General features: G+C 61.2%; 11 protein-coding genes. 4 read left to right on the forward strand and 7 right to left on the reverse strand.

Annotated elements, in window-relative coordinates:
- Positions 1 to 7: 7 nt before the first annotated feature.
- Both AACZ65_RS00875 and dapE read right to left on the reverse strand, forming a co-directional pair.
- On the reverse strand, positions 8 to 589 hold the full coding sequence (locus tag AACZ65_RS00875) for a TIGR04282 family arsenosugar biosynthesis glycosyltransferase (RefSeq protein WP_339667479.1): 582 nt from the start codon (positions 587 to 589) through the stop codon (positions 8 to 10).
- On the reverse strand, positions 589 to 1,740 hold the full coding sequence (dapE, locus tag AACZ65_RS00880) for a succinyl-diaminopimelate desuccinylase (protein ID WP_339667480.1): 1,152 nt from the start codon (positions 1,738 to 1,740) through the stop codon (positions 589 to 591). The genes AACZ65_RS00875 and dapE overlap by 1 nt, the downstream gene beginning before the upstream one ends.
- A gap of 368 nt (positions 1,741 to 2,108) precedes the next feature.
- Between dapE and AACZ65_RS00885 the strand changes: the two genes are divergently transcribed.
- Positions 2,109 to 3,689, forward strand: a complete 1,581-nt coding sequence (locus tag AACZ65_RS00885) for a Hint domain-containing protein (protein WP_339667481.1) — start codon at positions 2,109 to 2,111, stop codon at positions 3,687 to 3,689.
- Between the two features lie 3 nt (positions 3,690 to 3,692).
- Positions 3,693 to 4,781: a Hint domain-containing protein gene (locus AACZ65_RS00890; protein WP_339667482.1), complete on the forward strand. Its 1,089-nt coding sequence runs from the start codon at positions 3,693 to 3,695 to the stop codon at positions 4,779 to 4,781.
- Here AACZ65_RS00890 and AACZ65_RS00895 read toward each other — a convergent pair.
- Positions 4,753 to 6,057, reverse strand: a complete 1,305-nt coding sequence (locus tag AACZ65_RS00895) for a HAMP domain-containing sensor histidine kinase (protein ID WP_339667483.1) — start codon at positions 6,055 to 6,057, stop codon at positions 4,753 to 4,755. The two genes, AACZ65_RS00890 and AACZ65_RS00895, sit on opposite strands and share 29 nt — an antisense overlap.
- A gap of 335 nt (positions 6,058 to 6,392) precedes the next feature.
- Positions 6,393 to 6,725: a hypothetical protein gene (locus AACZ65_RS00900; protein ID WP_052115298.1), complete on the reverse strand. Its 333-nt coding sequence runs from the start codon at positions 6,723 to 6,725 to the stop codon at positions 6,393 to 6,395.
- A gap of 131 nt (positions 6,726 to 6,856) precedes the next feature.
- On the opposite strand from AACZ65_RS00900, the gene AACZ65_RS00905 reads away from it, so the two are divergent.
- The gene (locus tag AACZ65_RS00905; protein WP_339667484.1) at positions 6,857 to 7,249 is read left to right on the forward strand and encodes a rhodanese-like domain-containing protein; all 393 of its coding nucleotides are present in this window, start codon (positions 6,857 to 6,859) and stop codon (positions 7,247 to 7,249) included.
- Positions 7,250 to 7,316: 67 nt separating this feature from the next.
- Positions 7,317 to 8,555: an FAD-dependent oxidoreductase gene (locus AACZ65_RS00910; protein ID WP_339667485.1), complete on the forward strand. Its 1,239-nt coding sequence runs from the start codon at positions 7,317 to 7,319 to the stop codon at positions 8,553 to 8,555.
- Between the two features lie 66 nt (positions 8,556 to 8,621).
- Here AACZ65_RS00910 and AACZ65_RS00915 read toward each other — a convergent pair whose 3' ends face one another.
- The 3 genes from AACZ65_RS00915 to AACZ65_RS00925 form a co-directional block, all read right to left on the reverse strand.
- Positions 8,622 to 9,842 (reverse strand): phenylacetate--CoA ligase family protein, encoded by a 1,221-nt coding sequence (locus AACZ65_RS00915; protein ID WP_339667486.1) that lies wholly within the window; start codon positions 9,840 to 9,842, stop codon positions 8,622 to 8,624.
- 41 nt (positions 9,843 to 9,883) lie between these two features.
- Positions 9,884 to 10,708, reverse strand: a complete 825-nt coding sequence (locus AACZ65_RS00920) for an ABC transporter ATP-binding protein (RefSeq protein WP_339667487.1) — start codon at positions 10,706 to 10,708, stop codon at positions 9,884 to 9,886.
- Between the two features lie 125 nt (positions 10,709 to 10,833).
- On the reverse strand, positions 10,834 to 12,120 hold the full coding sequence (locus AACZ65_RS00925; RefSeq protein ID WP_339667488.1) for an ABC transporter substrate-binding protein: 1,287 nt from the start codon (positions 12,118 to 12,120) through the stop codon (positions 10,834 to 10,836).
- Between the last annotated feature and the right edge of the window lie 22 nt (positions 12,121 to 12,142).

Below are 12,142 nucleotides of genomic sequence, written 5' to 3' on the forward strand. Positions count from 1 at the left end.
AACGCCCTTAATCCGACGGTTTCAGATCGCTTGCCGTATCCACATCGCGCAAGCGGTCGACAAACGCGATACGCGCGCCCGGCAGTGTTTTGATCGTATCACCGAGGGCATCCGCAGTTGACCAGCGGACCCCGTGAAAGAGCGTGGGTGCGACAGGCCGCGACCGTTTCAGACCGACCAGCCAATAGCCCCCGTCCATCGCCGGGCCGAACACCGCGTCGTTGCGTCCAAGCGCCGAAAAGGCCCGCGCGACGTATGCACGGGTGACACCCGGAATATCCGCACCGATAATGCAGACAGGGCCGGGCGGCATACTGCGCAAGAGCCGCCCCATCCGGTCGCCCAGATCACCCGCACCCTGCGCCACACGGGGCAAATGTGCCGGCCAAACGCGGCTCTTGAGCCCGGCGTGATCCGGGGACACCGCGAGCACCAGCTGCCAGCGGGGATCGTCCACCGCCCGCAAGAGCCGCGCCACCTGATGCCGAAACCACCACGCCGCTGCGACCATGCCGATGTCACGACCCAGACGCGATTTAACACGACCGGGGCGCGGTTCCTTGACCATGACGATCAAATAGCGGCGCATCAGCCAAAGTAATCCCGAAGAATACGGGCATAAATCGCCTTGAGCTGGTGAATCTGCGCCACCTCGACCCGCTCATCGACCTGATGCATGGTCTGCCCGACAAGGCCGAATTCCACCACCGGGCAGTGATCCTTGACAAAGCGGGCATCCGAGGTGCCGCCAGTGGTCGACAGCACGGGCACAACGCCGGTCTCTGCCTCGACCGCGCGCGCGACCAAGTCCGAGAGCGGCCCTGGCGGGGTGAGAAAGCTCTCGCCCGACACCTTGACGCGCATCTCGCCGGTGACACCGAACTCTGCGCAGACTCCGTCCAATTCGGCCTGCATCCAGCTGATCAGATCGGCGCTGTGATGCGCATCGTTAAACCGGATATTGACAGTGGCGCGGGTCTGCGCCGGGATCACATTGGTCGCAGGATTGCCGGTGTCGATGGTCACGACCGCCAGCGTCGAGGGATCGAAATGCGCCGTGCCCTCGTCCAGCCGGTGTGATGCGAGCCGGTCCATCAGCCGCGCCATCGCAGGCAGCGGATTACGGGCGCGGTGCGGATATGCGGAATGGCCCTGCACCCCGGTCAGCGTGAACCAAGCCGAGAGCGAACCGCGCCGCCCGATCTTGATCATCTCGCCCATGCGCTCGGGGCAGGTCGGCTCTCCGACAAGGCAGGCTGTCATGACCTCGCCCTGCGCCTTCATCCAATCGAGCAAGGCCACTGTGCCATCGAGCGCGTCGCCTTCCTCGTCGCCTGTGATGGCGAGGATCACCGCCCCGTCGGGCGGCGTGTCGCGCACGAAATCCACCGCCGCCGCAGCAAAGGCCGCAACGCCCGATTTCATATCCGTGGCCCCACGCCCCCAGATCATGCCGTCTTTCTCGACCCCACCAAAGGGTGGCACGGACCATGCCGCCAGATCCCCCACAGGCACCACATCGGTATGCCCGTTAAAGCCGAAACTGCGCGCCGCCCCTTTCGCTCCCCAGCGGGCAAAGAGATTGGGGACCCCGCCGCGATCCACACGAGTGCAAGTGAATCCAGCCTCACCGAGCACCTCTTGCAGCAGGCGCAGGGCACCGCCTTCTTCGGGTGTGACCGAGGCGCAGCGGATGAGATCAGCCGTCAGGCGAGCGGGATCAAGCGGGGTTTCGGGCATGGTATGCGTCCTGTCAGTCGGTATTGGCGGAGGCCTAGCGCGGATCGCAGGCAAAGGCAAACCGGGCGAAATACAACACATGGCATACGGCGTCTTTGCCACAGCGCGCCTGCGCTTGGAGGGCCAAAGCGAATAAACCTTAACAACGCGGAAATTGTTTGCTATCCAAAAGGATATAATAAAACCCGAGGCAGGGTGATCAAACCACGTCAGGGCCGCCAGATCCGTAAAGGACAGACTGGTCCGCGACATTCGAGCAGCAAGGCGCATCGCAGGCAGTACCATGCGCTATTGCACCCGGATCGGGCGGCCCGCACGGGTCGTGCGTGAGCTTGGCACGCTGCCTCTGAAAAGGGGCAGGCAAAGACATGGTGGCAGGCGTCGAAATTCCGATTAATCGGAACGCATCCGCGATCCAGATGGCGCAGACGATCTTTGGTGATGGCACACAGGTGATCAACGCCTCTTATACAGGCGACCGCGACTCATCGGGCATCTATAGCAACGGCAATGCCATATCGCCCGGTGTCACGCCCAGCGATACGGGCGTCATGTTCTCGACCGGCGATTTGCGCGGCTTCACCAACAACAACTTCTTCCAATCGAACGAGAGCGCCAGCACAACAACCACTTCAAGCGGTCCGAATGGCGTGGCGGATTTCAACGCCGCCGCGGGTGCGCAGACCTTTGACGCGTCTTTCCTCGATGTCGATTTCATCCCCACCGGCGATGTGATGACGATGCAATTCGTCTTCGCCTCCGAGGAATATCCGGAATTCGCCGTGGGCGCGTTCCAGGATTTCTTTGGCGTCTGGATTAATGGCAACCTTGTGCCGCTTAGCGTTGGGGACGGCGACATCGACCCCAATAACCTCAACGCCGGGTCCAACAGCAACCTTTTCATCGACAACACCCAAGACCAGTTCAACACCGAGATGGACGGGTTTACCTTGACCATGACCCTGACCATACCGGTCAACTCTGGCGAGGTGAATTCCATCCGCATCGGTATCGCGGACGTGACGGATGCCAACTACGACTCGACCGTTCTGATTGCGGCCGACAGCGTGCAAACCACGCTTGTTGCGATGGATGACACGACCACGCTCTTTCCCGAAGGCACCCGCATCCTCGACCTGCTCGGCAACGACGTCAACAACACCGCAGGCACGCTGACGATTACCCATATCAACGGCAAGGCTGTGTCGGCCGGCGACATCGTCACGCTCAATTCCGGTCAGCAAATCCAGCTGAACGCAGACGGCACCATTGAGGTGATCGGTGATGGCGACACCGAAGTGTTCAACTTCACCTACGAGGTCCAGAGCAGCACGGGCCAGACCGATGTAGGCTTTGTCACCGTCAATTCGGTGCCCTGCTTTGTGGCAGGCACGCTGATCCGAACGCCCGAGGGCGAAGTGCCCGTGGATATGCTACGCCCGGGCGACCTGGTAATGACACAGGATGACGGCGCGCAGCCCCTGCGCTGGATCGGGCATCGACGGGTTGCGGCCATCGGAGATTTTGCCCCGATCCAGATCGCGGCCAATACGTTTGGACGGCACCGTGCGCTGTTGCTCTCACCTCTGCACCGGGTGCTGATCCGCGATTCTCTGGCAGAGTTGCTCTTTGGCGAACGCGAAGTGCTGATTGCCGCGCGTGATCTGGTCAATGACCGATCCGTCCGGCGTATCGAGGGGGGTATGGTGGACTATGTCCACATCCTTTTTGACCGGCATCAAGTGGTCTTTTCCGAAGGGTTGGCCACCGAGAGCTTCTTGCCCGGGCCGCAAACCACCCGAAGCTTTGAGTCCGAGATTGTCGCAGAGATTTGCACGCTTTTCCCGGAAATCGACCCTCAGACCGGCGCAGGCTATAGTCCTGCCGTACGTCGCACGCTCAAGAGTTACGAGGCGCGTCTCTTGGTGGCGCAGGGCGTGGCGGCCTGACCGATGGGGTGGATCGGAATCTCCGATCAGTCGGGTGGGCGATTTGCCCTGCACGGTCTTGATCGGCAACAAGACGGAACGCCCCCACCCGATGCCAACGCCTTGTTGACACGCGGCACTTTGATGATTGAAACCCGGCTCTCGTCTGAAGGACGGCCGCAAACCTTGGTGGCCTTCAGCCGTAGTCACCCGTGGAGCGGCGGCTTTTCGATACAGGCGCTTCCGGGGGGCGGGATCGTCTTGATCGAGACACAGGCCGGGGATGTACGCCATGCCACCCTACCCTACCGCGCCGACGATCGCACGGATACCTTGCGTCTAACCTACTCTTGGGACGCGCCTGCCCGTTGGGGACGGCTCTCACTCGAGCGGCCAGAGATGGACCGCGTCCACAGCATTGCATTGCCGCCACCGCATCCGATGCCGCTGGCAGATCTGCGCACTTTGCTGACCGATCCAAGACAACGCCAGATCGACCCGGACGTGATCTTTGTTGCTCTGTCGAGCCGGATTGAACCCATCGGCCCAATGCCCGGACTGACAACGAACGTCCCGGTCTGCACCCCAAGCGGCTATATGCCTGTGGGTCAACTCAAACGCGGGCATCTCGTGGATACCGACGAGGGACAGATCGTGCCGGTGCTGCAAACCGTCACGCGGCGAGTGCCCGCCATGGGCAGCTTTCGGCCGGTTCGCCTGCGTGCACCCTATTTCGGCCTTCGCCGAGATGTCGTCGTCTCGCCGCAGCAAAGGCTGGTGATCCGTGGCTCTGAGGTGGAATACCTGTTTGGATGCGAGGCCGTTCTGGTTCCGGCTCGGCACCTGATCAACGGATTCTCGGCGCTCTACGCCCAGACCTCCGATATTGTCAGCTATCATCACCTGCTGCTGCCCGCCCACGAAGAGATCATCGTGGCAGGCACACGCACCGAGAGCCTCTATATCGGGCGGCTCCGGCGCAACCCTGACCTATTGGGGGCCAGCGTTCTGGCCGGGTTCGACCGCGCCCGCCTTCCGGAACACCCCCGTCCAATCTGGCCGGTACTCAAACCCTATGAGGCGATCACGCTTGCGATGAACCGCGCGGCCTGAGCGCTGTTCGGGATGTTGCCTCGTCAAAGGAGGCGGGCAATTCGATCCAGACCCGCGCGCCGCTTGGCACGTCAAAATCTATCCCCACACTGCCAGACATCGCCTCGGCCTTGATTCGTGCGATAGCCAGCCCCATACCCGCGCCGAATGTCGTTCCTGTCGCATGCGCTAACCGCTCAAAGGGCGCAAAGGCCAGTGCTGGATCGACCGCCCCAAAACCGGGCCCGTTATCAGAGACCGTGATTCTATGATACCCGGCCCGCTCACCCGCGACCGCGACCGTCACACAGCCGCCAGTTCCGCAATACCGCACGCCGTTTTCCAAGAGTTGCTCCAATGCCTCCTGAAACAAGGTAGGATCCGCGAGAACGAGTGTGCTGGTTTCCTCTGCCACAAGCGTGATGCCACGCTGTGTCGCTTCGGGACGGTAGGTCTCAACCACCCGCTCAACCACATCCGCAACAGGCACCGGAACCAGCGTCACAGCCGAGCGCCGCGCTGCGATATCCGCGAAATGCATGGTCTTTTCCACTGTCGCCAAGAGCGTCTCACCGGATTGCATGATCCGACCGGCAAAGTCGGCCTGCTGCGCATCCCCCTTTTTCATGCCATCCTCTCGCAAGAGTTCAGCAAGACCGATAACCGCATTTAGCGGTGTGCGCATCTCGTGGCTGATCCCCGACAGCAAGACCGTCTTGGCACGGCTCGATTGTTCGGCATCCTGACGGGCGCGCTTGATCTCGGTCGAATGCTGCGCTGAGACAATCGCAAAATAGAACACCGGGTAGACAATGATACTAAACGCCGTGAGGGCTGACATAGGGGCGTAATACCGAATGGCCGTGGCTTGGTCGATGATCGGAGTCTGGACATCGTGCAACACAAACCATGTGAACCACAGGATAATTGGCAAGGCCACCATAGCCGCGATGTAGAACCTGTCGCGGTAGATAGAAAAAACGGCAAAGGGAAAGCCCACCATCGGGACCAGCATGATGTCGATATGCCCGTCGACATGCACGACACACGCCCCTAGGAAAATCGCAACATTGGTTGATGTCAGCCAACAGGTATTGACCCAGACCAAAGGCAATCGGTTCTTGAGCAGCCGCACAAAGGCAAAACCGCCAAAGGCGAGCGCGCCGACGAGGAAAACCTCCAACTCGCCGCTAAGCCCGGTGATCACCATCCAAACCGAGGTGAACGCAAGCCCGAGCCAGACAAAGGCAAAGGACAATTTGCGGCGGCGCGCACCCGCCTCCAACTGGCTTTTCATAGTGGCCTGTTGCCCCATAGGTACTGCTGCCTCTCCGTCACTTTGCAAAACGAACCCTAGCACAGGTCATGCCATCTATCTCGCGTTCTAGGATATGGATCCGTAGGGATAGGGTTCAATCAGTGCATTCATACGTTTCAAATGATCGGTGTGAAACGGAATTTTATTCCATATTCGACGCCCACTCACGCCCCGGACAGGCATGCGCCCAATCGCACCCCAATAGATTGCGCCCAATCCTTATAGCATAAATGCATAACGACCTTAGGTAGAGTTTACCTTGGGGAACAAAGTCCGGGCTGCGCTGCTAGGTCGCATGCCAAGCCCTGCCGCAACTAGTCGAAAAACGGCGTCATCTGCGCTACGATCACAGAATTCTCATCGAGGGCGCGCTGCATGAGGGCGCGCTCTTCATCCGAGATGTCATGGCCTTCCGCCTCACGCTCGGCCAAGGTGCCATAGCCTGACACATCGAGCGGCGCGCAATCGGCCTGCTTCAGGATTGCCACGGTTTCACGCACGGCTTCAGCCTCATCCACACCCGAGGCATAGATCATCAGGGCCGCGCCGGTGGCCTTGTCGGGCAGGCCGTCACCGCTCTTGCGCCCGATTTCGACCAAGAGCGTATAGACCTGTTGCCGATTGGCTTTCTTTTCCGTGTCGCTCATCCCCGGCCCTCCAACGGCCTTTCGTTGCGCGCAGACCTGAGCCAAGGCGCACGCAAAGTCAAGCGCGCCCGCTTTCCTTCGCCCTGCGGGACGGATAGCCTATACCCAACGCACGCGAAGGAGGACATAGAGTGAGACGGATCAAGGATATGGTGGCAGAGGCGAACGCGGTGGTCCCCCATGCCCCCGCAGCAGAGTTGCTGGCGCTTCACGGGGTCGAGGACGTGATCTTTGTCGATCTGCGCGACCCACGCGAGTTGGAGCGCGATGGCATGATCCCCGGTGCCTTTCACTGTCCGCGCGGGATGCTGGAGTTCTGGATCGACCCCGAAAGCCCCTATGCCAAGCCGCAATTCCAGAGCGGCAAGCGCTTTGTGTTCTATTGCGCGTCTGGCTGGCGTTCGGCCTTGTCAGCGCGCACCGCGCAAGACATGGGGCTGGAAGGCGTGAGCCATATCAGCGACGGGTTCAAAGGCTGGCAGGCGGCCGGTGGACCGGTCGGAGAAAAGCCCCAAAAGGGCTGATCATGCCCCTTGCATCCCGCGCCCGCTTTGCGCAACGTGACCTCGCATTTCAGAGAGGGCGCAGGCCATGTCGAGCAGGATCATTGTCGTCGGCGCGGGTATCTGCGGGTTGAGCGCGGCCATCTGGCTGCGCCGCGCAGGCCATGATGTTACCTTGCTGGACAAGGATGGGCCGGGTGCCGGGGCTTCCTTTGGCAATGCTGGTCTTTTGGCGCAGTGGGCCATCGTGCCGGTCAATACACCCGGAGTGATGGCCACGGGTTTGAAATATGCCCTTAACCCCAACAAGCCGCTCTTCGTGCAATGGTCCTATTTCCCGCGCCTGATCCCGTGGCTTCTGAAATTCGCGGCCAATGCCAATGACCGCGACACGCGGCGGATGGTGGCGGGGATCACCGGCATTGTCGCGGATAGTCTCGATCAGCATCTTGCGCTGACACGGGGCACGCGGGCGGAAAGATGGGTGGCCTCCAGCGATTTCAGCTATGCCTACGCGAGCCGCGCCGATTTCGAGGCCGATGCCTATGGCTGGGCGCTGAAACGCGCAGCGGGCTATGTGCCAGAGCTGTTAGAGGGCGGCGCGGTGCAAGAGGCAGAGCCGATTCTGGGCCCCACAATACAGTGCCTTGCCACGCTCAAGGGCCATGGCCATATCCTCAATCCCGGTGCCTATATGGCCGATCTCGCCGCCGTATTCCAGGACGAGGGCGGGCAATACGTGCAGGCCGAGGTGCGCGACATCACCCTCACCGATGGGCGGATCAGCGCGGTCGAGACGGATCGTTGTACGATGCCCTGCGATGCGGCGGTGCTGGCGGCGGGGATATGGTCCAAGCCATTGATGCGGAAACTGGGCCTCAAGGTGCCTCTTGAGGCTGAACGTGGCTATCATCTGCATTTTACGGCGCCGTCGCAGATGCCGCGCAACCCGATGATGATCACGACCGGCAAATTCGCGGTCAATCCGATGGCGCATGGACTGCGCTGCGCGGGCACGGTGGAATTGGGCGGGATCACCAAGGGACCCTCGCGCGCGCCGCTTGACCTGATCCGGCGCGGCGTGGCGCAGGTCTTTCCGAATCTGACCTATGAGGGCGTCGAGGAATGGATGGGCTTTCGCCCCTCCACCCCCGACAGCCTGCCGCTCATTGGCGAGGTCGGGCAGACGGGGGTTCATGCGGCCTTTGGCCATCAGCACATTGGCCTGACCGCAGGGCCCAAGACGGGCAGGATCGTGGCCGACCTGATAAGCGGCAAGCGCCCCAATATCGACCTTGCGCCCTATGACGCCAACCGGTTTTCCTGACGACAGGCGGGGGAACGCGATCTTGCAAAGATCGCGTTCCGAAATCTTTTCAAGATTTCGGCCCCCTCACTCGTAACTGCGCAGATCCTCGATGACCTTGCCGTCATTGGGCAGGCTGCCCGGCGGCACGATCTCGATCCGGCCCTTGAGCTTGAGGGTCTCCACCACTGATCCCGCGAAATGCTCGGCCTCGCCACCCGCCGCCTCGATGCGCACGGTCATCACATCCGCCTCGCCCTCGCGGCTGGCGATGACACGGGCACGCGCAATTGTTTCATGCCGAGCGACCAATGCAGCCACCTGTTCGGGGCGCACGAACATGCCCTTGATTTTAGTCGTCTGATCGGCGCGGCCCATCCAGCCCTTGATGCGCAGGTTGGTACGGCCGCAGGGGCTTTCGCCCTCCATCACCGCGCTCAGATCGCCAGTGGCGAAGCGAATGAGCGGATAATCCGGGTTGAGCGTCGTCACCACAACTTCGCCCACCTCGCCGGGGGCAACCGGATTGCCGGTGCCGGGGGTCACGATCTCGACAATCACGCCCTCGTCCACGATCATCCCCTCCTGCGCCGCACTCTCGTAGGCGATATTGCCCAGATCGGCGGTAGCATAGCATTGCAGACAGGCGATGCCCCGCGCCGCATATTCCGCGCGCAGCGACGGAAAGAGCGCACCACCCCCGACAGCGGCCTTTGTGATCTTGAGGGAAAGCCCCATTTCTTCGGCCTTGTCGAGAATGACCTTGAGATAATCGGGCGTGCCCGCATAGGCGGTAACGCCCACATCATGCGCGGCGCGCGCCTGCAACTCGGTCTGGCCGGTGCCGGCAGGCAGCACCGCGGCCCCGACGGCCCGCACGCCATTCTCGAAGATCATGCCCGCAGGGGTCAGGTGATAGCCAAAACAGTTCTGCACGATATCGCCCCGCCCAACACCGCAGGCATGCAGAAAACGGCCCATTCGCCACCAGTCATGGCTGACACCGCCCGGCTCATAGATCGGGCCGGGGGATTGAAAGATATGGGCAAACCCCGCGGCAGGCAGGCTTGTCAGCCCGCCAAAGGGTGCTGCCGCCCCCTGTGCCCGACCCAGATCGGATTTGCGCAGGACCGGCAGTCGCGCCAGATCCTCGACCCGGGTGATCTGAGCGGCCTCCACCCGGTCCAAGGCCCCGTCGTAGCCGGGCAGCGCCTGCGCACGGCCGATCTGGTCTGGCAGGGCGCGGGCGAGCGCCTCGGCGCGCGCCTCGGCGCTACGGGTTTCTAGCGGGTCAAAATACTGGGTCATGCCATCATCCTCGGGGGCGGTGTCTTGCAAAGGGAAAGGCTTTACGCCAACCAACGCTTCCGGCGCCGATAGCTGCGCACATCGCGAAAGCTCTTGCGCCCTTCGTCGGACATACCGAGGTAGAATTCCTTGACGTCGGGGTTCTCGCGCAGGCTGCGGGCGTCGCCATCCATCACCACACGCCCGGATTCGAGGATATAACCGTAATGCGCGAACCGCAGCGCCACGTTGGTATTCTGCTCGGCCAGCAGGAATGTATAGCCCTGCTCTTCGTTGAGGGATTTCACGATGCTGAAAATCTGTTCGACCAGTTGCGGTGCCAGACCCATCGACGGCTCGTCGAGAAGGATCGTTTCCGGCCGGCTCATCAGGGCGCGGCCAATCGCGCACATCTGCTGCTCACCGCCCGAGGTATAGCCCGCCTGGCTTTTGCGCCGTTCCTTGAGGCGCGGGAAATAGTCATAAACCATGTTCAAATCGGCGTCGATCTCGCCCCGGCTGGCACCTCGCGTATAGGCCCCGGTCAAAAGGTTCTCCTCAACCGTCAGATGCTCGAAGCAATGCCGCCCCTCCATCACCTGCACGACACCCTTTTTCACAAGGTCCGAGGGCATCAGATCCTGCACCCGCTCTCCGCGATAGGTGATCGTGCCCTTGGTGACTTCGCCCCTCTCGGACCGCAAGAGATTGGAAATCGCCTTTAGCGTCGTCGTCTTGCCGGCACCATTACCACCAAGAAGCGCGGTGATCCCGCCCTTGGGGACGTTTAGGCTGACGCCCTTTAGGACGAGAATGACGTGATTGTAGATCACTTCGATATTGTTGACCTCAAGCAGGGTCTCGTCGCGTGGGGTGGCGTCCAGCATCTGCGTCTCTTTCTCCATGTCATCCCGGACTTGATCCCGGATATCTCGGCTTTTGTGGGCGCGGCGTCATGCCGCCACGCCCCGTGGCAAGGAGGTCCCGGCTCGGGGCCGGGACGACCGTTTCCTCAGCAGCCGGGCGTGATGCCGCTTTCAGCGGCAAAGGCTGCGCTATCTTCTGTGACGAGCGCCGAGATGATCTCTTGATCCGACTGGAAATAGTCGGTGATCAACTTGAACTCGCCCGCAGCCGCATCCCATTGCGACACGGCGCCATAGCCGTTGCCGCCGTGGTTCTGGCAGGTGACCTTGAACTCGGGGCCAAAGTTGGGCAGGCCGAGTTCTGCCATCTTTGCCTCGGTCATTTCGAGGTTTTCCATGCCGTCACGCATCTGAGCAGCATTGATCACGCTCACACCGTGCATTTCCTGCGCGGTCTTGATCGCCTCGGCAGCCAGCATCGCAGCATACATGCCCCGGTTATAGAGCACGCTGCCCACCTGATCGCCTGCACCTGCCGCCTTGCCGGCATCGACGACGTATTTACGCATGTCGTCATAGAGCGGATACTCGTCACCAAGATTGTGGAAGGTCAGCGCCTTGTAGCCATTGGCCGCGTCACCTGCGGGCTTGACGTCATTCTCGGAACCCGACCACCAGATGCCGATGAAGTTCTCCATCGGGAAACGGATGTTCACCGCCTCTTGAATGGCAACCTGGTTCATCACGCCCCAGCCCCACATCAGCACGTAGTCAGGGCGGTCGCGACGGATTTGAAGCCACTGCGATTTCTGCTCTTGGCCCGGATGATCAACCGGCAGCAGGATCAATTCGAACCCATGCTTCTTGCTCAGCTCTTCCAGCGTGCGGATCGGCTCCTTGCCATAGGCCGAGTTGTGATAGACGAGCGAGATTTTCTTGCCGTTGATGTCACCGCCATTGAGATCAAGGATATGAGTAATGGCGTGGCTCGCCCCATCCCAGTAGTTGGCGGGATAGTTGAACACCCATTTGAACACTTCGCCATTCTTGGCCGAGGTGCGCCCGTAACCCATGGTATGGAGCGGGATCCCGTCCGCCGATACCTTGGGAATCAGCTGATAGGTGATCCCGGTGCTGAGCGGTTGATAGATCAGCGCACCATTGCCCGCAGCCTTGGTGGCCTCGTAGCACTCCACACCCTTTTCGGTGTTATAGCCGGTCTCGCATTCCACGAGGTTGATCTTTTCCCCACCGATGCCGCCATCGCGCTCGTTCAGAAGGGTAAAGTAATCCTGGTAGCCGTCCGAGAACGGGATGCCATTCGCGCCATATGGCCCGGTGCGATAGCTGGTATCGACGATCGTCAATTCGGCCAAGGCCGGGCTTGCGACCAGCATGGCCGCGGCCAGCGCCGTCATCAGTCTTTGTTTCATCGGTTTATTCCTCCCTTGGTTT

The organism is uncultured Roseovarius sp., assembly GCF_963972555.1.
GTDB classification, from domain to species: Bacteria; Pseudomonadota; Alphaproteobacteria; order Rhodobacterales; family Rhodobacteraceae; genus Roseovarius; species Roseovarius mucosus.